The organism is Sphingomonas sp. Leaf25 (assembly GCF_001421635.1).
In the GTDB taxonomy this organism is placed as follows: domain Bacteria; phylum Pseudomonadota; class Alphaproteobacteria; order Sphingomonadales; family Sphingomonadaceae; genus Sphingomonas.
Genome location: NZ_LMKU01000033.1, coordinates 572,471 through 593,312, shown reverse-complemented (window position 1 = coordinate 593,312; position 20,842 = coordinate 572,471). Strand labels below are relative to the sequence as shown.

At 69.6% G+C, this 20,842-nt stretch carries 19 protein-coding genes; 8 read left to right on the top strand and 11 right to left on the bottom strand.

The genetic code is table 11. From position 1 onward, the window contains the following. Positions 1–8 precede the first annotated feature (8 nt). Both ASE78_RS17655 and ASE78_RS17650 read left to right on the top strand, forming a co-directional pair. Positions 9–1,859 (top strand): M61 family metallopeptidase, encoded by a 1,851-nt coding sequence (locus ASE78_RS17655; protein WP_056498954.1) that lies wholly within the window; start codon positions 9–11, stop codon positions 1,857–1,859. Continuing rightward, complete coding sequence (locus ASE78_RS17650) at positions 1,844–2,752, top strand: ROK family protein (RefSeq protein WP_056498951.1); 909 nt, start codon at positions 1,844–1,846, stop codon at positions 2,750–2,752. The genes ASE78_RS17655 and ASE78_RS17650 overlap by 16 nt, the downstream gene beginning before the upstream one ends. On the opposite strand, the gene ASE78_RS17645 is transcribed toward ASE78_RS17650, so the two are convergent. The 3 genes from ASE78_RS17645 to ASE78_RS17635 all read right to left on the bottom strand — a co-directional run bounded on the left by ASE78_RS17645 (position 2,749) and on the right by ASE78_RS17635 (position 7,557). Next, a complete protein-coding gene (locus ASE78_RS17645; RefSeq protein WP_055758270.1) occupies positions 2,749–3,081 on the bottom strand; it encodes a hypothetical protein in 333 nt (110 codons plus the stop codon). The genes ASE78_RS17650 and ASE78_RS17645 overlap by 4 nt on opposite strands. Before the next feature lie 284 nt (positions 3,082–3,365). Further along, positions 3,366–4,898: a carboxylesterase/lipase family protein gene (locus tag ASE78_RS17640; RefSeq protein ID WP_162236514.1), complete on the bottom strand. Its 1,533-nt coding sequence runs from the start codon at positions 4,896–4,898 to the stop codon at positions 3,366–3,368. 145 nt (positions 4,899–5,043) lie between these two features. Then, positions 5,044–7,557 carry a glycoside hydrolase family 3 protein gene (locus ASE78_RS17635; RefSeq protein ID WP_082467306.1) on the bottom strand — a complete coding sequence of 838 codons (2,514 nt, stop codon included), beginning with the start codon at positions 7,555–7,557 and terminating at the stop codon, positions 5,044–5,046. A gap of 252 nt (positions 7,558–7,809) precedes the next feature. Here ASE78_RS17635 and ASE78_RS17630 point away from each other — a divergent pair, with 252 nt between their 5' ends. Together ASE78_RS17630 and ASE78_RS17625 are read left to right on the top strand one after the other, a co-directional pair. Then, the gene (locus ASE78_RS17630) at positions 7,810–9,012 is read left to right on the top strand and encodes an ROK family transcriptional regulator (RefSeq protein ID WP_056498948.1); all 1,203 of its coding nucleotides are present in this window, start codon (positions 7,810–7,812) and stop codon (positions 9,010–9,012) included. Between the two features lie 95 nt (positions 9,013–9,107). Then, positions 9,108–10,040 carry an ROK family protein gene (locus tag ASE78_RS17625; protein ID WP_056498946.1) on the top strand — a complete coding sequence of 311 codons (933 nt, stop codon included), beginning with the start codon at positions 9,108–9,110 and terminating at the stop codon, positions 10,038–10,040. A gap of 16 nt (positions 10,041–10,056) precedes the next feature. Here the strand turns inward: ASE78_RS17625 and ASE78_RS17620 are convergent, their stop codons facing one another. From ASE78_RS17620 to ASE78_RS17610, 3 genes are all read right to left on the bottom strand, one after another. Beyond that, positions 10,057–10,398 (bottom strand): DUF3060 domain-containing protein, encoded by a 342-nt coding sequence (locus tag ASE78_RS17620; protein ID WP_055758259.1) that lies wholly within the window; start codon positions 10,396–10,398, stop codon positions 10,057–10,059. 69 nt (positions 10,399–10,467) lie between these two features. After that, the gene (locus ASE78_RS17615; protein ID WP_056498943.1) at positions 10,468–11,820 is read right to left on the bottom strand and encodes an MFS transporter; all 1,353 of its coding nucleotides are present in this window, start codon (positions 11,818–11,820) and stop codon (positions 10,468–10,470) included. A 73-nt stretch (positions 11,821–11,893) separates the two neighbouring features. After that, positions 11,894–13,294: a glutamate ligase domain-containing protein gene (locus ASE78_RS17610; protein ID WP_056498940.1), complete on the bottom strand. Its 1,401-nt coding sequence runs from the start codon at positions 13,292–13,294 to the stop codon at positions 11,894–11,896. Between the two features lie 48 nt (positions 13,295–13,342). On the opposite strand from ASE78_RS17610, the gene ASE78_RS17605 reads away from it, so the two are divergent. Next, complete coding sequence (locus tag ASE78_RS17605) at positions 13,343–14,158, top strand: LD-carboxypeptidase (RefSeq protein ID WP_056498937.1); 816 nt, start codon at positions 13,343–13,345, stop codon at positions 14,156–14,158. 309 nt (positions 14,159–14,467) lie between these two features. Here the strand turns inward: ASE78_RS17605 and ASE78_RS17600 are convergent, their stop codons facing one another. Then, the gene (locus ASE78_RS17600; RefSeq protein ID WP_056498934.1) at positions 14,468–15,667 is read right to left on the bottom strand and encodes a penicillin-binding protein activator; all 1,200 of its coding nucleotides are present in this window, start codon (positions 15,665–15,667) and stop codon (positions 14,468–14,470) included. A gap of 11 nt (positions 15,668–15,678) precedes the next feature. Between ASE78_RS17600 and rsmI the strand changes: the two genes are divergently transcribed. Both rsmI and ASE78_RS17590 read left to right on the top strand, forming a co-directional pair. Next, on the top strand, positions 15,679–16,515 hold the full coding sequence (gene rsmI, locus ASE78_RS17595; RefSeq protein WP_056498931.1) for a 16S rRNA (cytidine(1402)-2'-O)-methyltransferase: 837 nt from the start codon (positions 15,679–15,681) through the stop codon (positions 16,513–16,515). Continuing rightward, positions 16,512–16,880 (top strand): YraN family protein, encoded by a 369-nt coding sequence (locus ASE78_RS17590; RefSeq protein WP_056498927.1) that lies wholly within the window; start codon positions 16,512–16,514, stop codon positions 16,878–16,880. Before rsmI ends, ASE78_RS17590 begins: the two co-directional genes overlap by 4 nt. A gap of 389 nt (positions 16,881–17,269) precedes the next feature. Here the strand turns inward: ASE78_RS17590 and ASE78_RS18860 are convergent, their stop codons facing one another. From ASE78_RS18860 to ASE78_RS17575, 4 genes are all read right to left on the bottom strand, one after another. After that, a complete protein-coding gene (locus ASE78_RS18860) occupies positions 17,270–17,446 on the bottom strand; it encodes a hypothetical protein (RefSeq protein WP_156351552.1) in 177 nt (58 codons plus the stop codon). Between the two features lie 97 nt (positions 17,447–17,543). After that, the gene (locus ASE78_RS17585; RefSeq protein WP_056498924.1) at positions 17,544–18,410 is read right to left on the bottom strand and encodes a general secretion pathway protein GspK; all 867 of its coding nucleotides are present in this window, start codon (positions 18,408–18,410) and stop codon (positions 17,544–17,546) included. Next, positions 18,407–19,072, bottom strand: a complete 666-nt coding sequence (locus ASE78_RS17580) for a type II secretion system protein GspJ (protein WP_082467305.1) — start codon at positions 19,070–19,072, stop codon at positions 18,407–18,409. The genes ASE78_RS17585 and ASE78_RS17580 overlap by 4 nt, the downstream gene beginning before the upstream one ends. Then, positions 19,069–20,091, bottom strand: a complete 1,023-nt coding sequence (locus tag ASE78_RS17575) for a hypothetical protein (protein ID WP_056498919.1) — start codon at positions 20,089–20,091, stop codon at positions 19,069–19,071. The genes ASE78_RS17580 and ASE78_RS17575 overlap by 4 nt, the downstream gene beginning before the upstream one ends. Positions 20,092–20,171: 80 nt before the next feature. On the opposite strand from ASE78_RS17575, the gene gspN reads away from it, so the two are divergent. Continuing rightward, positions 20,172–20,798 carry a type II secretion system protein N gene (gspN, locus tag ASE78_RS17570; protein ID WP_056498916.1) on the top strand — a complete coding sequence of 209 codons (627 nt, stop codon included), beginning with the start codon at positions 20,172–20,174 and terminating at the stop codon, positions 20,796–20,798. The last annotated feature ends 44 nt before the right edge of the window (positions 20,799–20,842 follow it).

The window sequence follows — 20,842 nt, the reverse complement described above, 5'->3', positions numbered from 1 at the left end:
CACCTGTCATGCGCCGTTCGATCCTTGCCCTGCTGCTGGCCAGCAGCATCGCCCTGCCCGCCGCCGCGCAATCCATCGCGCGCGATCCGGGCGATGCCGCCCGCGTGCGTTACGAGGTCGCCTTTCCCGATGCCGCGCACCACCGCGCGCGGATCACCGCGACCTGGACCAATGTCCCCGCCGGGCCGTTGCGCGTGCAGATGGCGCGATCGTCGCCCGGCCGCTACGCGATCCACGAATTCGCCAAGAACGTGTCGGACGTGCGTGCGGTCGACGGGGCCGGCCGGCCGCTGCCGCTGACCCGCAACGACCCCTATGGCTGGAGCGTCGCGGGCCATGACGGCACCGTCACCGTCACCTACACCCTTTATGCCGATCACGGCGACGGCACCTATGCGCAGATCGACCCGAGCCACGCGCATCTCAACATGCCCGCGACGCTGATGTGGGCGAGCGGCTATGATGCGCAGCCGATCCGCGTGCGCTTCGCCGCGCCCGACCCCAAATGGAGGGTCGCGACGCAACTGCCCCCGGTCGCGGGGCGGAGCGACACCTTCTGGGCGCCCAACCTCCAATATCTGATGGACAGCCCGACCGAGCTGTCCGACCATATGGTGCGCGAATGGCGCGAGGGCGGGCAGACCTACCGCCTGGCGCTCCATCATCTGGGCAGCGCGGCGGACATGGACCGCTATACCGAAAAGGCGAAACGGGTCGTGCGCGCCCACATCGCCACTTTCGGTGCGCCCGCGCCCTATGACTTCGGCACCTATACCTTCATCGCCGATTATCTGCCGTGGGCCACCGGCGACGGGATGGAGCATCGCAACTCGACGATCATCACCGACGTGCGCTCGCTGGCGGCGGCGGACGACGAACAGATCGGCACGCTGAGCCATGAATTCTTCCATAGCTGGAACGTCGAGCGTATCCGCCCCGCCGAACTCGAACCGTTCGATTTCACCCGTGCGAACCCGACGCCGTCGCTGTGGCTGGCGGAGGGGTTCACCCAATATTACGGGCCGCTGGCGATCCGCCGCGCGGGGGTGATGAGCGTCGACGACTATCTCGACCAGTTGGGGCCGACGCTGAGCGGCATCGTCACCAGCCCGGCGCGGCTGCCCGCGCGGATCAACGCCTCGCCGCAGGAGATGAGCCTGCGCGCGCCGTTCGTCGATTCGGCGCGCGCGATCGATCCGGTCGATCCGACGATCTTCGTGTCCTACTACCCCTATGGCGCGGTCATCGGCCTCGCGCTCGATCTCGAACTGCGCCAGCGCTTTCCGGGCAAGTCGCTCGACGATTACATGCGGCTGTTGTGGCGGACGCACGGCGCGCCCGAACGGCCGTATCGCCCCAACGATCTGCGGGTGGCGCTCGCCACGCTGACCGGCAACACGGCGTTCGCCGACCGGTTCTTCGCCCAGACGATCCGGGGGAGCGCGCTGCCCGACTTCGCGCCGCTGCTGGCGCAGGCCGGGCTGGTGCTGCGTCCCGTATCGGGCACGCCGGGCTGGATCGGGCGGAGTGCCGCCACCGCCGAGAACGGCGGGGTAACGCTCGCCCAGTCGCCCGCGCCGAACACACCGCTCTATGCCGCAGGAGTCGATCGCGGCGATACCATCGTGGCGCTCGGCACGACGACGATCGGCGACGTCGCCGGATGGACCACCGCGCTGGCGACGCTGCGCCCCGGTGCCGCCGTGCCGATCCGCTATCGCCGGCGCGGCGGACAGGAGATCACCGCGACGCTCACCCCCGCCGCCGATCCGACGCTGGAGATCGTGCGCGGCGAGACGATCGGCCAGACGTTGACCCCGGCGCAGCGCGCGTTCCGCACCGCATGGCTGGGGCAATAGCCACGCGGCTCTGCGCCGACATCGGCGGCACGTCGATCGATCTGGCGGTGGTGGAAGCAGGCGCCGTGATCCGCCACCGCTGGTCGGTGCCCACCCCGCGCGACTGGCCGGGGTTGGTGGCGGCGTTCGCGCAAGGACTGGCCGCGCATCCTTGCGCCGATGTCGCGATCGCCACCGCCGGGCTGGTCGATCCGGCGGACGGCACGATCACCGCCGTGAACGTACCCGCGATCCACGGCCGGCCGCTGGCGCGCGACCTGTCGGCGGCGCTGGGCGTCGCGGTGCGCGCGATCAACGATGCCGATGCGTTCGTGCTGGCCGAAGCGACCGCCGGCGTCGCGCGAGGGCAGGCCCGCGTGTTCGGCATCATCCTCGGCACCGGCGTCGGCGGCGGATTGGTGCAGGACGAGCGGATCGTGTCAGGCGGCGGCGGGATCGGCGGCGAATGGGGCCATGGCGCGGTGCTGCATCCGGTGCCGGGCCATCCGGGCATGGTGCCGGTGTTCCCTTGTGGCTGCGGGTTGGCGGGATGCCTCGACACCATCGGCGGCGCGCGCGGGATCGAGCGGCTCCACCGCTTCCTCCACGGGATCGACGCCACCAGCCTCGCGATCACCGCAGGAGCCGATGCCGGCGATGGTGCCGCGCTGGCGACGGTCGACGCTTGGGCGGCGCTGCTCGGCGGTCCGCTGGCGATGCTGCTCAACACGATCGCCGCGACGATCGTGCCGGTCGGCGGCGGCCTGTCGCGTGCGCCGGCGCTGATCGCCCGGCTCGATACGGCGGTGCGGGCCAATATGCTGCGCCCGGCGACGACGCCGATCGTCGTGCCGGGCGCGCTCGGCACCGATGCGGGGATCATCGGTGCCTATGCGGCGGGGATGGTGGCTTAGCGCCGATAGCCCGGACGGTTGTTGCGATCGTTGCGGTCGATCCGCACCTTGCGCGACAGCACGTCGAAGCGGCGGTCGAGATCGCGGCGCTCCATCTGCGAAAGGCCGTTCGAGCGGCGATAGCGCTGTTCGAGCTGCGCGATCTGGCGGAACTCGCCGCGCAGGTTCACCGCCTCGCGCCGGCTGAGCGCGCCGCTGCGGATGCCCTGGTCGATCCGGCGCTCGATCTGCGCTTGGCGCTGGTTGACCGACTGCCAGCCCTGCGCGGCGGCGGGGAGCGCGGTGGTGGCGATGCCGAGACCGGCGATCAGAAGTGCGATTTTCTTCATGGGGTTCCTCCTCTTGCTGTGAAGCGAAGATAGGAAACCCTTGTCGCAGCGATTTGTCGCAACCGCATGAAAACTGTGTCGAATTGTCGCGGCGCGGGCGAGTTCGTTCAGCTTCGGCCGGATCGACCTTCCGCCGGAACTGCTCCCCTCCATGACAAGGGAAGGGCTGGGGGTGGGTCGGCCTGCGAGGAAAGCCAACCGCTCCACAACCGGCCAACCCACCCCCGACCCCTCCCTTATCAGGGAGGGGAGGAGTCGAACGCCGCTTTGAAGATCGATCCGCCTTACAGTGCGCTGGTCAGCCGGCAGATGTCACCACGAATGTCGCCGTCGCGCGGGGTCGCGCCCTTTGCGTCGAACAGCATGTTGGCCGGCTTGCCACGCGCCATGCGCGGCCATGGCGTCAGCCCTTCGCCCGACGGATCGCCAGTCTTGGCAAAGGCCACCCAATAATCCTGCAGATACACCGGCCCGGCGCGGCGATCGTGAAAGATATAGCCGATCTCGGCGGCATGGGTGGTCGGCCCGGTGCCGCCGTCGCCCGCCAGATCGAACTCATAGCGCCACACCGGCCAGCCGCGCGTGGCGAGCAGGTTCGCCAGCGTTCCCGCCGGACAGCGGAAGGTCGCGTCGGTCGCGATCTGCTGATCGCGGGTGCCGAGCCGCGCGAGCGGGGCCGGATCGGCCGAATCGAGCCGATAGTAGCTGCGCGCGGCATCGGCATTGGCGCCGAACGACAGGTCGACGAAGCCGTCACGCGCGGCGCGGCCACCGGGCAGGTCGAGTTCGATGAGGTTGCTGCCGATAATCACCGGCCGGCGCGGCGCGGTGACGAACAGCTTGTCGGGGCTGTCGGGCAGCACCGCGCCGTCGATCGTGGTGCGCAGATAGAGATAATCGTCGGCGGTCAGCTTCGCGTCGTGCAGCTTCAGATCGGCCGCCAGCAGCGACTGCGCCGAGGCGCGGCGCAGCGCCGCCGTCCCCTGCGTCCCCATCAGCCCGTCGAGCTGGTCGCCGATGCGGAACGCTTCCTTGAGCGGCCGCCACGGCAGGCCGAACCCCGGCGTGCCCGATTCCATCGCCGCCTTGGCGAACAGCCCGCGCGCCAAGGGCGACGCCAGCAGCAGCGACACGTCCTGCGATCCCGCGCTCTCGCCCGCGATGGTGACGTTGTCGGAATCGCCGCCGAACTTGGCGATATTGTCGCGGACCCAGCGCAGCGCGGCGATCTGGTCCATCAGTCCGTAATTGCCGCTACTCCCCTGCGCTTCAGCCGCCAGATCGCGGTGCGGTAGAAAGCCGAGGATGCCGAGGCGATACTGGATGGCCACGACCACCACCCCGCGCGCGACCATCGACGACAGCACCATGCCCTCGGCCGATCCCGCGCGGTTGCTGCCGCCGTGGATCCACACCACCACCGGCGCCTTGCCGGTCATCGCCGGGCTGCCGACGTCGAGCGTCAGGCAATCCTCGCTGGCATAGACATGGTCGCGGTGGTTCCAGCCATAGTCGTTCTGGAGGCAGGCGGGTGCCGCCTGGGTCGTGGTGCGGATGCCGGTCCATTCGACCACCGGCTGCGGCTCGCGCCAGCGATTGGCGGCCAGCGGCGGTGCGGCGAAGGGAATGCCGCGGAACACGGTGCGGTCGGGCAGCACCTGCCCCTCGACGATGCCGCCCGATACCGACACGCGCGGTGGCACCGGCACGGCGGGAGCGGCCACCGGCGGGGTCTGCGCGGCGGCCGGAACCGCCAGCGCGAGCATCACAAACACCGCGCCGACCTTGCCGCCCATCGTACCTTTCCGTCCGATCATCGCCATCTGCCCCATCGTCACCCCGGACCTGTTCCGGGGTCCACCCATCCGCGCACGCCGGCGGATGCGCCATGATCGGCATCGTTTGCCGAACCGTGGACCCCGGAACAAGTCCGGGGTGACGGCTGGAGGTTCGGTTGCCCGACTACTTCGCGCAGGGCAGCTTCACGTCGGGCGACATGCCGAGCGCGACGCGCGCGATGCTGACCGTCATCCGCCCGGTGGTGCTCAGCACGAACGGCGCGTCGACGGTGGCCATGTTGACGTTGCCGGCGAAGCATTTCAGCGGCACGCCGATCGTCTTCCATTCGCCGACCGGCAGCAGCTCCAGCTTGCCGAGCGACACGTCGTTGCCGCCCGCCCCGGTACGGATGCCGAGCTTCACCGGCTGGGCCGGCGCGGCATCGACCCGCATCGTCGCCAGCAGCATCACGTCGCCATTGGTCTGGCGCGTCAGGTCGACCGGCGACTGGGTGCGCAGTTCGATCTCGGCCGGGCCACTGCCGTCGATCTCGAAGCGCCGCGCGCCTTCCTGCACGCCGTGGTCGGTCGCGCTGACCTTCACCCGGCCGCCGCCCGACTGCGCCGGCACGGTGGTGATGCGCGTGTTGCCGCCGGTGCCAGCACCGCCGACCGACAGCGACCACGACGTCGCGGGCAGGCCCTTGTCCATGAATACGCCGCCCGAATCGGTTTCGGTCACGCGCGGGTCCTCGGACAGCACCGGCACGCTCGACCGGGCGGCACCCGACAGGCCATAGCCGAGCGGGAACAGCGTCGGCCCGGTCGCATCAGCCGTCGCCGGCCATGCGAACGACAGCTTGCCGGTGAAGTCGCGCCGCACCTGCCCGTTCTTCTGGCGGAACAGCACGTCGGACACGCCCGCCCCTTCCGATCCGGGGAGCCATGCGACGACGAAGGCGTCGGCGGCGTTGATCGCCGGGTTCACGAACAGCGGACGCCCGGTCAGCATCACCGCGACGACCGGTATCCCTTGCGCCTTTAGCTTCTTCATCGTCTCGATGGGGCCACGCTGTTCGGGGCGCAGTTGCAGCGTTTTGATGTCGCCCTGGAACTCGGCGTATTGCGTCTCGCCGAACACCACGATCGCCACGTCGGGCTTCGCCCCGGTGAAGGTGCCGGCGGGCGACAGGGTGGCGCTGCCGCCCGCTGCCTTCACCGCGCCGTCGATGCCCTTGTAAAGTGAGGTCGCGCCGGGGAAATATTTGGGATCGATGCCGGTCCCCTGCCACGTCAGCGTCCAGCCGCCCGACTGGCGCGCGACGTCGTCGGCACCGTCACCCGCCACCAGCACCCGCGCACCGGGTTTCAGCGGCAGCAACGAGCCGTTGTTCTTGAGCAGCACCAGCGACTTGGCCACCGCCTCGCGCGCGATCGCGCGGTGTTCGGGGCTGCCGAGCTGGGCGTAATCGCCCGACAGCATCCGGGTCGACGGCTTGCCGACGTCGAACAGCCCGGCGCGTAGCTTGACGCGCAGGATGTTGGCGACCGCGTCGTCGAGGCGGCTCATCGGCACCTCGCCCGCCTTCACCTGGGCGACGAGGCTTTCCCACATCGGCTTCCAGCTATCGGGCGCCATATACATGTCGAGCCCGGCGTTGATCGCGCGCGGGCAACTCGCGTTGGTGCAGCCCGCCACCTGGCCATGCGCGTTCCAATCGCTGACGATGAACCCGCCGAAGCCCATCCGCTTCTTCAGCACGTCGGTCATCAGCCCCTTGTGGCCGGTGATCTTCTCGCCGTTCCAGCTCGAGAAGCTGGCCATGACCGTCTGCACCCCGGCGTTGATCGCCGAGACATAGGGCGTGCCGTGAATGTCGCGCAGCGTCGTTTCGGGGATCCTGGCATCGCCCTGATCCTGCCCGCCGAAGGTGCCGCCGTCGGCGAGGAAGTGCTTGGTCGACGCCAGCACATACGGCCCCTTCAACTGATCGGTCGATCCGGGCGCACCCTGCAACCCCTCGATGAACTGGGTAACATAGCTCGCCACCAGCTTCGGGTCGGACGAATAGCCTTCATAGGCGCGGCCCCAGCGAATGTCCTGCGGCACGGTGATCGTGGGGGCGAAGGTCCATTCGATGCCGGTCGCGCGGATTTCCGCCGCCGTCGCCTGCGCGATCCGCCGCATCAGCGCCGGGTCGCGCATCGCGCCCAACCCGACGTTGTGCGGGAACAGCGTCGCGCCGACGATGTTGCTGTGGCCATGGACCGCATCGGTGCCCCAGATCACGGGAATGCCAACGCCGCCGTCGGACTTGTCGACCGACGCCTCGTAGAAACGATCGGCGAGCTTTAGCCATTCGGAGGCAGGCGCGAACTCGTCGTTGTTCGGCGCGGAATTGCCGCCGTTCAGCACCGAACCCAGGTGATAGCGCTTGACGTCGGCGGGGGTCAGGCTGGCAATATCACCCTGGATGACCTGACCGACCTTTTCCTCGACCGTCATCCGCTTGAGCAGATCGGCGATCCGCGCCTCAATCTTCGCGTCGGTCTTGTACGGCCAGTTGGCACGCGGCCAAAGCTCGGGGTGGACCGTCGCGGCGGGGGCCGGGGCCGGCACGGTCTGTGCCGGTGCGGCGGATGCGGCACCCAGCGCGGCCAGCACGGTGCTCAGCAGGAACGTCTTGGCCGGGGTCATCGCATCACTCTCCTAAGCCGCGCCCCCTCATGCCGGTTGCGCGCGTTTCCGCTTCGATCGTCAAAACAGACAGCGTTGTCAACGACGTTATCGGACCGCTTTGGGAACGATCGCATGTTTTCGGATTGATACCGGTAACGCACTGGTCCACCGTGGCCGTCAAACAAGCTGCCCGGGCCGTTCCACGGGTGGAGCCTCCGGGAGATCAGCCAGCGTGACGACGTTCCTTTCCGCCGCGGGTCGCCCCGATCAATGGTGAGCGCGCCGGAACCCATCCGCCTGTCGGGCACGAACCTGGCCCGGGCGGCGGATCATAACCAGCGGATCACGCTGCACGCCATTCGCGTGTCGGGGTCGCTGACCCGCATCGATCTGGCCAACATCACCGGCCTGACGCCGCCGGCCATCGCCAATATCACCCGTCGGCTGCTGAACGAGGGATTGATCGAGGAAGCCGGGCGCCGGCGCGGTGGGCGCGGCCAGCCGCCGGCCAAGCTGGTCGTGAAGCCCGCCGCCTGCTATGCGATCGGCATCAACGTCGACCGCGACCATGTGACGATCGTGTTGGTCGATTTCGCCGGACAGACGCTGGCGCGCGCCAGCCACGACGTCGATTTCGCGCTGCCCGCCGATGTCGCCGCCTTCTACGGCGCGCAGATCGGCACGCTGATCGCCGATGCGGGGATCGATGCCGACCGCATCGTCGGCATCGGCGTGGCCCGTCCCGACGATCTCGGCACCGTCGATCTACCCGGCCGGCCGGCCAGCTATGCCGAATGGGAAAGCGTCGACATGGCCGCGCTGTTCGCCGAACCGGTCGTACTGCCGGTCTTCGTCGAGAACGACGCCGCCGCCGCCGCGATGGGCGAACAGCAACTGGGCCATGGCCAGCACCATGCCAGTTTTTTCTATATTCTGATTTCTTCCGCGCTGGGCGGCGGACTCGTGCTCGACGGGGCCTATTTCCGGGGAGCGAGCGGCCGTTCGGGCGAGATCGGCTTCCTGCTGGGCAGCGATGGTCGCGGCGGACGGGCCCAGATCCAGCACAGCGTATCGCTCTCCGGCCTGTCGCATCCGTTGCGCGCCGCCGGCTTCACCATCGCCGACATGCTGGGCGACCGGGCGGAGGACCCGACGCTGATCGCGATCGTCGACCGCTGGATCGACGAGGCAGTCGACCGGCTGGTCGAACCGTTGGTCGCGATCAACTGCCTCATCAACCCGGCGGCGGTATTCATCGGCGGGCGCCTGCCCGGTGCCCATGTCGATGCGCTGGCGCGGCGGCTGACCGCGCGGCTGACCGCCGAGGCCGACAATATCCCGGCGCTTGCCCCGGTCCGCCGCGCGATGCTGGCCGAGGATGCCCCGGCGGTCGGCGCGGCGATTCTGCCGTTCAGCCATTTCCTGTTGCCGCGCACCAACGCGCTATGGAAAGCAGTCGTCGAAAGCGATTGAACTGAATAAGAATTTCATATTTGCTATTTAAACCAAAGCCTGCGACGGTGTTGGCAACTACCGGACAACAGGGTTTGACGAGGATGACTGTGGCGATGGACCGCGAACCGCGGTCGGGCGGCGACGTATTGCCGTTCGCAGGGGTGGAACTGGGCGGCACTAAATGCGTCTGCACCCTCGCCTACGGACCCGGTGCGATACTGGCGCAGGAAACCGTGCCGACGACCCACCCGGACGAAACGTTGCCCGCGATCGCTGCGGTGCTGGAGCGCTGGTGGTCGACCCATGGCTTCGCCGCGCTGGGCATCGCCAGCTTCGGTCCGGTCGATCTTAACCGCGCCTCGCCGACCTGGGGGCATATCCTCGCCACCACCAAGCCGAACTGGGCGATGGCCGATGTCGCCGGGCGGCTGTCGGCCGGGCTGGACGTGCCGTTCGCGTTCGATACCGACGTCAACGGCGCGGCCTATGCCGAGACGCGCTGGGGATCGGGCAAGGGGCTCACCGACTTCGCCTATGTCACGATCGGCACCGGGGTCGGTGTCGGGTTGCTGGTCAACGGCGCGCCTACGCGCGGGATCGGCCATGCCGAGATCGGCCATCTGCGCGTTCCCCGTCTGGCGCACGACACCTTGCCCAGCGGCTGCCCGTTCCACGACGATTGCGTCGAGGGGCTGGCATCGGGCACCGGCATTAAGGCGGCGCTGGGCGACGTGCATGTCTCGACCATCCCCGACGATCATCCCGTGTGGGACCGGGTCGTCTCGGCGATCGTCGCGATGTGTCATGCGATGGTCGCGACCACCGGACCGCAGCGCATCGCGATCGGCGGCGGGGTGATGAACAAGCAGCCGCACGTGCTGGCCCGGATCGAGCCGGCGCTGCGCGAGAGCATCAACGGCTATCTGCCGCTGCCCGAGGGCGCGCCCTACATCGTCGCCCCGGCACTGGGCGATCAGGCGGGGCCGCTCGGATCGATCGCGCTGGCGCAGGTGGCGCTGGGCGAACGGATCGCAGAACCGGCCTGACCCCGCCGCGCGGCGCTTACCGTGCCATCGACACCCGGTTGCCAGCCCCGGTCACGCTGACGCGCGGCTTACTGCGGTCGGGGGTGCGCCACACCACCTGATTGCTGGCCCCGGTGATGCGGATCGTCGCGCGGGGGGCCAGATCGACGGTGACGCGGTTGCCCGCGCCTTCGATCACCAACGTCCTGCACGCGCCGGTCACGGTCATGATGTTGCTCGCGCCGACGATGGTCGCGCCCTGCCCGCCGCAGTCCATCTCCTGCGTCGCCCCCGCCCCTTCGTACCGGTCCTGCGCGATGGCGGCGGCCAGTGGCAGGGTGGCGGCGGCAAGGACGATAGCGAGTTTCGTGAACGGCATGGCATGTCTCCTTGTCGATGCCGCGACCATGGCCGCGACATCGACAGAGAGACAGCGGTCAAGCGACGATCAGTGCAGGCTCTTCGCCGAAGCGACGTTGCGCACCCCCGTCCGCCCGGCGGCAAGCGCGAAGAGGCACAGCGCGACATAGCAGAGCGCGGGCACCACGAAGGCGACGCCGTGGCTGGTCGCGCCCGATACGATGCCGACGATCAACGGCACGATCGCCCCGCCGACGATCGCGGTGCAGAGCAACCCCGACGTCGCCGCCTCGCTCGCGCTCGACCGTTCCAGCGTCAAGGTGAAGATCACCGGGAACATGATCGAGTTGAACAGCCCGATGGAGATCGCCACGAACCCGGCGGTGATCCCGCCGACCGCCGCGACATACAGGCACATCGCCACCGCGACGGCAGTGAACAGCGCGAGCAGCTTGTACGCTTTCACCTTCGACAGCAGCACCGATCCGATCGCACGGCCGACCATCGCGCCGAACCAGTAGAAGGCGACCGCCTTGCCCGCTTCCTGGAGCGAGACGCCGGGAACCCCGTCGCTGCCCATCGCGAAGCCGAGCAGCGGCACGCCGAACGCGGCATCGGACATGCCCCACACGCTGTCGGCGTTGAGGAACAGCGCCATTTGCGTCCCGATCGCGACTTCCGCGCCGACATACAGGAAGATTGCGCCCGCGCCGAGCAGCGCCCAGCGCGACGAGAAGGCTTCGGACAGCAGCGTGCCCGCAGACGGAACCTGTGCCGGCGTTGCGGGCACGGCGGCGGAGACGACCCGGCGGCTGAGGAAGAAGAACAGCGCCAGCGCCGCGATCAGCCCGGCGATCCAGAAATAGGCGCGGTCGATGCCGGCCAGCGCCCCGGCGCGGACCGCATCGGTCAGGACCGTGCCGTCCTTCACCTCGACCCCGTCGAGGAACAGCGTGGCCCCGAGCAGCGGCCCGAGGAAGGTGCCGAACGAGTTGAACGTCTGGCTGAGCGTCAGGCGGAAATGGCTGAGCTTCGGATCGCCCAGCGCCGCCGCCAGCGGGTTCGCCGCGACCTGCAGCACGGTGATCCCGGCGGCGAGGATGAACAGGCCGAGCAGCACCAGCGGAAACACCGCCAGATTGGCCGCGACCAGCATCGTCAGGCAGCCGACGACCATGGTGATGAGCGCGAACAGGATCGAAGGCACCGCCTTCAGCCGCGCGAGCAGGATCGCGGCGGGCATCGAGATGAGGCCGTAAGCGAGGAAGAAGGCGGTGGCGGCGAACTGCGCCTCGAAATCGGTGAGGGTGAAGATGCCCTTCACCGCCGCGACCAACGGATCGATCAGCGAGGTGATGAACCCCCACGCGAAGAACAATGTGGTGACGGCGGCGAACGCCAGTCCCGTGGTGGTGGCGTTACCCGCCCGTTTTTCGACCAACCGGCCTCTCCCCTTGTCCGACAAATTCGGCTATTTGTTTATCATATTGCCAGTCGCGGCGGGGCGATAGGGGTTACGTGCGCGTGTCCAGCATCGCCACGATCGCCGCCGCCAGCGCGGACAGCGTGTCGTCGCGCGCACCCATCACGACGATGCGGTCGCCCGGCCGCGCCTGCGCCGCCAGATGCGCGGCGGCGGCGGCGCGATCGGGGATGTAGCGGGCCGGGGTGCCGGTGACGGCCAGATCGGCGACGATGTCGGCGCTGGTCACGTCACGGCTGACGGTGCCGCCGCGATAGACCGGATCGGGCAGCACCAGCAGGTCGTCGCCCTGCAACCGCGCGGCGAACATCGCCACCAGTTCGCGGCGCATGACCTTGAGCGGACCATAGCCATGCGGCTGGAACAGCAGCAGCAGCCGGCCGGGATGCGCGCGCAGCGTGGCGATGGTCGCGGCGATCTTGTCGGGGTTGTGGCCGAAGTCGTCGATGACGGTTACGCCACCTGCGGTGCCGACCAGCTCGAAGCGGCGCTTGAGCCCGGTGAAGCCGGCGATCGCGGCGATCGCCCCTTCGATCGGTACGCCGGCGGCAACGACCGCGCCGATCGCGGCCAGCGCGTTCGCGACATTGTGCGCGCCGGGAACCGCCAGATGGACGTCGTGCGAGCGATCTCCGACCCGCAGCGTGAAGTCGACCGAGGCCGAAAGTTTACAAAGTTTACACCCGATCATGTCCGCCGGGGCATCGATCGCGAAGGTCGTCCGGCGGCTTTCCGGCACTTCCATCGCCAGTGCGGCGGCTTCGGCATCACCGACGTTGACGATCGTATGCCCGGCGCGCGCCGCGAAGCCGCCGAAGAGAGTGCGCAGCTCCTCCAGCGACTTGTGATCGAGGCTGACGTTGTTCAGCACCGCGATGCGCGGACGATAGAAGGCGATCGATCCGTCGCTTTCGTCCACCTCGCTGACGAAGGCATCGCCCGTGCCCACCAGCGCGCTGGCGAAGGGGCGGTCGGGCGCGATGAAATTCTTCATCACCGCACCGTTCATCACGGTCGGGTCGCGGCCCACGGCATGGAGGATATGGCCGATCATGCCGGTCACGGTCGATTTGCCGCTGGTGCCCGCCACCCCGATGGGCAAGGCCGCCGCGTTGAACAGTTCGGCGAGCAGCTCGGCGCGGCCCATCCGCCGTGCCCCGACCGCCACGGCGGCGACGATGTCGGCGACGGTCGGCTCGATCGCGGCGGAGGCCACGACGATCTGGTCGGCCGACACGATGCCGCTGCCGTCCTGGGGGAACAGCGCGATACCGGCGGCGCGCAGCGAGTCGAACTTCGCGGGCAGGCTGTCGGTATCGAGGCTGCGGTCCGACCCGGCGACCGTCGCACCGCGCCCGGCGAGGATCATCGCGAGGGGCAGCATGCCCGAACCGCCGATGCCGACGAGGAAGAAGGATTTGCCGTGGAGCATCCCCCGGCGCTATCGCCCCAAATCCAACCTTGCAAGCGGGACCGGGACATGCGGATCGGAGTGGTGGCGCCCGCGCGGCGGGTGGACGAGGGTGCGATGGCGCGCACTTTGGGGTTTGCCGCCCTCACCTACCCCGCCCTCGACCTTGTGGTGCATCCGCAATGCTTCCTCGACGCCGGGCATTTCGCGGGCACCGACGAACAGCGCGCCGCCGCATTTCTGGAATTCGCCAACGATCCCGGGTTCGACGCGATCTGGTTCGCGCGCGGCGGATACGGGTCGAACCGCATCCTGTCCGCCGTGATCCCGCACCTCAACCGCGCGGCGGCGGCCAAGGCCTATGTCGGCTTCTCCGACATGGGTTTCCTGCTCGGCGCGCTTTATGCCCGGCGGATCGGACGGCCGACTCACGGGCCGATGGCGGGACAGGTCGGCAAGGCCGGCGGCACCAACAGCGCCGCGCGCACGCTGGCATGGCTGGTCGACGGCGACCGGCGGGTGCTCGCCCCCGAGCTGGACGGGCGGCCGACGGTGGCGTTCAACCTCGTCATCCTGTGCGCGCTGATCGGGACGCCGTGGCTCCCCGACCTGACCGACCATGTCGTGATGGTCGAAGAGGTGGGCGAGGATCTATACCGGCTCGACCGGCTGTTCTTCCAGCTTGCCGCCGCGACGCAGTTGCAGGGGATCGCCGGGTTGCGGCTGGGCGCGGTGACGGACCGCAGCCCCGAGGATACCGAGTTCGGCGAGAGCGAGGAGGCGATCGTCACCCGCTGGGCACGGGCGATGGGCGTGCCGTATCTGGGGCGCGCGACGATCGGCCATTATGCTGAGAACCGGGTGGTCCCGTTCGGGGTGGCTTGAGAGCGGACGCTAAAAAGGTCGGTTCACGCGGAGGCGCGGAGGCGCAGAGCGGTTCCGGTCGGAACGGCTGATGCCTGTCCGGCGAAGCGTCCCGTTTGCCGGGTAACAAAGGAAAGCCGCTGGCGCGGCAAGCGCCCCCTTCTCTCCGCGCCTCTGCGCCTTTGCGCGAAAACCCCTTCTTCCTGGTCGAGCGCATCCGCACTCGACCTCATACCGATCAAACCGCCGACCCAGTCGCGAACGCAACGCCTCCGCCTCTCCGCGCCTTCGCGTGAATCAACAAGAAGCGAACGAAACCGACGGGTGGCTCTACTCCCCGAAGGTCCGCGGCGCAGGCGATACCGTCACCGCGCCGCCCGTCCGCACCTCCTGCACCTCCAGCGCGCGTTCGGCCACGCCGTCGCGACCAAAGCGGAACGCGCCGTCCAGCCCCGCAAACCCGTCCTCGCCGCGCAGGCGGGATTCGGGAAAATCGCGGCCGATCGGCCAGTCGCGCGCGATGCGGATGGTCAACAGCACCGAATCATAGCCGAGGCTCGACAGGCGGTAGGGCGCGGCGTTGAAGCGCGCGCGATATTTGGTGGCGAACTGGCGATAGAGCGCGTTCGAGACGCTGGCATACCATGCGCCGTTCAGCGCCGGCATCGACCCCAGCCCGGTTTCGGTGTTCCACAATTCGGTGCCGAGCACGCGCGCGCCCTTGCTCGTGCCCCGGCGGATCGCGGGGACGGCCACGGCGGCGGTGCCGGCCTGGTCGGCGATGAGGACCGCTTCATAGGGCGAGGTGCGCGACAGGCGGGTGACGGCGGCGGCCACCTGCCCCTGCCCCCGGTCATAGGTCTGGAGCGAGACGACCTGCCCGCCGGCCTGTTCGACCGCGCGCAGGAAGCTGGTCGAGGCGCGCTGACCATAGACGCCGGCGGGCACCAGCCCGGCAAAGCGGGTGATGCCGCTGCTGCGCGCATAGCCGACCACCCGGTCGATCGATTGCGCCGGGGTGTAGCCGAGCAGATACGCGCCGTTCCCCGCGACCGACACGTCGTTGGAATAGCTGATGACCGGCACCTTCGCGCCGCGCGCGATGGGCGCCACCGCGCGGACATCGTCGGCGAGCAGGGGTCCCAGGATCAGGCGGTTGCCCTCGGCGATGGCGCGCTGTGCGGCGGCGGCGGCGCCGGTCGCGGTGTCATAGGTGGTGATCCGCACCCGCTCGCTGCGCGAATCGAGCAGCGCGAGCTGCGTCGCATTGGCGATCGAGCGACCGACGCCGCCGTTGGGGCCGGTGAGCGGCACGAGCAGCGCGACGCGGTGGCGCTGGGTATCGATCGGGATGCCGCCGGTGATCGGGTCGGATCGGGTCGGCTGCGGCCGGGTGGGCGCCGGCGGGGCCTGCTCCACCGGCCCCTTGGGCACGATGCCGGTACAGGCGGACAGCAGGGCGGCGCCAAGCACCGCAAACCCCCGCGCGAGATGGTGACGCCATTGCGGGCGGGCGGTGGTGTCTGCCATGGGGTATCCTGATGACCGAGAAACTTGCCCCCGGCCTCTACATCGTCGCGACCCCGATCGGCAATCTCGCAGACCTCAGTCCGCGTGCCGCCGACATCCTGTCGCGCGCCGAAGTGATCGCGGTGGAGGACAGCCGCGTCACCGCCGGCCTGCTGCGTCATATCGGCGTCAAACGGCCGATGATTCCGTATCACGACCATAATGCCGAGGGGATGCGCCCCGGGCTGATCGCACGGATGGCGTCGGAAGCGGTGGCGCTGGTGTCCGACGCCGGCACGCCGCTGATCTCCGATCCGGGGTACAAATTGGTGCGCGATGCGCGCGCGGCGGGCCATGCGGTGGTGACGATCCCGGGGCCGTGCGCGGCGGTGGCGGCGCTGACGCTGGCGGGGCTGCCGACCGACCGGTTCCTGTTCGCCGGCTTCCTGCCGCCCAAGGCGCATGCCCGCGCCGAGGCAATCGCCGAGATCGCCGGCGTGCGCGCGACGCTGGTGTTCTATGAGAGCGGACCCCGGTTGGCCGCCACGCTCGCCGCGCTGGCGCAGGGGCTGGGCGAGCGCGAGGCCGGAGTCGCGCGCGAGATCACCAAGCGGTTCGAGGAATGCGTGACGGGGACGCTGTCGGTGCTGGCCGAACGCTATGCCGATGCGCCGCCCAAGGGCGAGATCGTGATCGTCGTCGCGCCGCCGGGCGCGCCGCCGCCCGCGACGGCCGAGGATGGCGAGGCGGCGCTGCGCGAGGCGCTGACCCGGTTGCCCGCGTCGAAGGCAGCGGGGGAAGTGGCGAAGGCGTTGGGGCTCGACCGCAAGGCGCTGTACGCGCGGGCGCTGGCGATGAAGGGCGAGTGACGCGCACCCGCGCCTCGCGCGTGGCGGCGGATGCGGCCGGGCGGCGCGGCGAACGGCTGGCGGGATGGTGGCTGCGGCTGAAAGGCTGGGAAATCGTCGGCCGGCGGGTGAAGACCAAGGTGGGCGAGGTCGATTTGATCGCACGGCGCGGCGGGCTGATCGCGTTCGTCGAGGTGAAGTTGCGGGCGAGCGCCGCCGGGCTGGACATGGCGATCGACGAACGCCGGCTGGCGCGGGTCGCGGCTGCGGCGGAAGTGCTGATGCCGCGCTATGCGGCGGGTGGCGAGGACGTGCGGATCGACGTGATCCTGATCGCCAAGGGGGCGGGAGTGCGGCATATCGAGAATGCGTGGGTGGGGTATTGAGGGGGCCTAACCCATCGACATGGAAGCGTCGCCCCAGCGAAGGCTGGGGCCTCAGGCGGTTCCTGCCTCGACCTGTCACTATGAGATCCCAGCCTTCGCTGGGATGACGTCCGGTTCTACGAGGACCGATCTGTCCGGCGCGTCAGAACTTCAGCTTCAGCCGCATCCATGTTTGTGCCGCCTGCCGGCATCGTAGCCTGAGCGGGGTCGACATTCAGCAGATGCTACACCTTTTCGTCGTTCCCGCGCAGGCGGCAACCCATAGACGCAACGAGATAGGTTCGATCACCGGCGTCGGCGTGTATGGATCCCCGCCTGCGCGGGGATGACGCGAGGGGTTCGAGGGCAGATTTCCCCTGCCAAGGCTGAATGCCGATCCGGCCTAGCGATCAGCCGTCGTCCGTGAAACCACGCCGTTGGACAATGCTGACGACGAATAGTGCGCCAGCGATCAGGTATAACGGGAACGACCACCCGCTTCGCTCCGGCACAAAAATCACGATCGCTATCGCGACGCTGAAAGCCGACCATCCGACGAAATCGGCATAAGGTGCGATCCGGGACATCCGGGAATGCTAATCGAACAGATGCTTGCTGGAAAGGACGTTATCGGGCGTCAACCGTCGCTACGGTCCTCGTCATCCCGTCGTATCAGCCTGCTCCCTACCCGAACCCCGGCACCTCGGGCGGGATCGCCGCGTTGCGCCAGCGTTCCACCGGCACCGCCAGCGTTCCCGTCTCGGTCTTGATACGTTCGACCAGCGTCGCGCCCTGCTGCACCGTGCCGCCGATCGTCGCGCGGGTGCGGACCCAGTAATGGCTCGACTGGAAGCCGGTGCCCGCCGGCACGGTCACGTCCTCGCGGGTCAGGTCTTCCTTCGAGAGATAGCCCTGCCGGTTGCGCACCGCGAGCAGCCGCTGGACCTGCGCCGGTTCGAACAGCACGCCGAGCAGTTCGGGGGTCGCCGCGTTGAGGTTGACCGGGGTGTCGCCGGGGAGCGCCGTGACCATCCGCGCCAGCAGCGCCGCCTTGTCGGGCGGCAGGAACGCGGCGAGCGGGCGCAAGTCCTGCACCGGGCCGCGCTCGCGGATGAGGGCGATACCGGCGACTGCCTGTTCGTCGGACAGGCCGGCGGCGCGGGCGATGCGGATGAAGACCAGTTGCGGGATCGGGTCCTCGCCGCGCCGCACCGAATTGACGTTGAAGCGCCCCTGCGCATCGGCGATGGCGAGGTCGAAGCGGCCGCCGTCGATCGCGATGCCATTTTCGCTCAGGGACCCCCACGGTTCGCCGGGATAATCCGCCTCCGCCGCCACCCGCGCGTCGCGTTGCAGCGCGGTCAGCGCCGACAGCTCGCCGCCGCGCACCACCGCCAGCGCGCGCGACGCCTCACGCGAGCGGATCGAGCGGTCGAGCGCCAGTTCCTCGCGGTTTATCATGAGCAGGACGAGTCCGCTGGCGATCGCGACGAACATCAGCACGTTGAGGAGGATCATGCCGCGCTCGCCATCGGCCACCGCGCGGCTCATGACGGCTGCGCCGGGACCGGCAGCGTGACGATACGGCGCAGCACGCCCCCGCCCGTCCCGCCCAGTTGCAGCTCGACCACCACCGCGCGCGGCCATTCGCCCGAGCGGTCGGGCGCGGGCGGCCATGCCGGCAACCAGCCGCCGTCGAAATAGCGCCAGCGCGCGCCCGTCACCTGATCGAGCACCTGTTGCGGCCGGCCGCCGACGATCCGTTCCAGCCGGCCGCCGACGACGCGGTAGGCGACCGGCACCGCCGGCCCGCCGAACCCCGGCGCGGCGCGGGCGAAGCGCACCCCAGCGGCGTCCCCGGCGAGCGGCCCCGGCGCGATCTGGTCGAGGTCGCTCGAAATCACCACCATCGCGCGTTGCAGGTCGGCCACCCGGTCGAGTCGCGCCTCGGTCCGCCCGTCGACGCCGATGACGCTGTCGACCAGCGTCAGCCCCGCCACCGCGATCAGCGCGAACAGGCCGAGCGAGATCATCAGTTCGAGCAGGGTGAAGCCGGCTTGGCTAGGTTCGACAACCGGACCCGCCCCTTCATCGTCACCCCGGACTTGTTCCGGGGTCCACGGTTCCGCGCAAGGAACGATCGCGGCGTTTGCGGGACCGTGGACTCCGGAACAAGTCCGGGGTGACGATAGGCTTACACCTGCTTCGATCATGCCCCGCGGCTCTCGGCCACCTTCTCGTACGCGCCGTTGGTGGCGACGAGGATCGCGAAGTCGCGCGCGCAACTGCCGTCGGCGCGGAAGCGCAGCGGGCCGGTGGTGCAGTCGAACCCCGCCTCGCGCAGCACGCCCTCGCGCGTCATCTGATCGGCCTCGCGCAGAGTCTTCGCGATGCCGGCGGCGTCGTGGCCCAGCGCGGCGATCGCGCCGGGCCGGCCACCGTTGCGCGCGGCGAAGGCGGCGGCGAAGGTCGCGAAGCGCGCCGGATCGGGGCTGGCGATCCATGCCCCCTGCAACGCGGCCAGCACATCGGGGCGATAGTCGAGCGCCTGGACGGTCGCCAGCAACTGCACCCCGCCCTCCCTCGCCCGGCGGGCGGCGGCGAGCGCGGTGTCGCTGCCGCCGGGCACGAACAGCGCATCCGCCTCGCCCACCACCCCGCCCGCCGGCGTGGGAAGGATGATGAGGCCGAGATCGCCCTCCGCGCGCTTCGCCGCCGCGACGCAGGCGCTGCTCCACGGCGTTCCGTCGTCGAGCGCCGCGACGCGACGCACCCCGCGCGACCGGGCATAACCGAGCAGCGCGCCGGTCGCCTGCGCCGGGGTGATGCCCAGCACGAACGCGCCATTTCCCTGCGCGGCGGCATCGTTGGTCAGCGCCACCACCGGCACGCGCGCGCCGACGGCGGCGGCCACCGCGCGCGTCTCGGCGGCGGTGAGCGGCCCCAGCAACAGCGCCGCGCCGTCCTTCACCGCCGCCAGCGCGGCGCGTGCCGCACCGTCGGCGCTGCCGCCGGTATCGATCACGCGCAACGCGGCGGCATCGGTTTCGGCGAGCATCGCCGCGGCGGCTATGCTACGGCCCAGCGCCGCCCGTTCACCGGTGAGCGGCACCAGCAACGCGGCCACGCCCTTCGCCCGGCGCGCCGCCCACAGGGGGGATGCGATCGATGCGGCCGACGACAGCGCAAGGCCCTGTCCCACCAGTTTCAGCGTCGCGCGTCGCGTTGGCATTGCCGGGTCTTTCACGGAGTCAGGCACGGCGGCGTAGTATCGCCTTCGCCACCCTCGGCATAGTCTCGTTCGCGATCGCGATGGTCGCGACGCTGCCTGCCAGCCTGATCGTGCGCAACGTGGCGTGGCGCAGCGGGGTCGGCGGTACGATCTGGCACGGCGAGGTCGGCATCGCCGGGGGCAGCCGGCTGGAATGGCGGTTCGCGCCACTGCGCAGTCTCACCAGTCTGGGCTTCGCGGTCGACTGGACCGCGACCGGCCCCGACACCGATCTGGGCGGACAGGCGATCGCCTGGGGAAGTGGCGTACAGCTCGACAAGGTGGCGGGATCGGCCGATGCCTCGCTGCTTCAGGCGCTGCAACCCGATCTGCCCTTCACCTGCGACGCGACGATGCAGATCGACCTGTCCAAACTATCGACCGCCAGCGGAGCGGCGATGGCCGATGGCCGCGTCGCGATCGATCCGGGCAGTTGCGCGACCAGGGCCGGCATTGCGACGCAGACCCCGGCGCTGCTGCTGACCGCCGAGCATATCGGGCAGGAGACGCGGGTGCGGCTGGCCCCCGACGCGCAACGCCGCCGAACGCTGATGGACGCGACGCTGCGCGAGGACGGCGTGCTGAAATTCCAGATGACCGGCGATGGCGCCGCGACGCTGCCGTTCGTGGGGTTGCCGGCGGGCGCGGCGGTGGAGGGGCGGTTCTAGCGCGGATTGACATCAACGGAATGCCGTCCCTCTCTGCTCCCCTC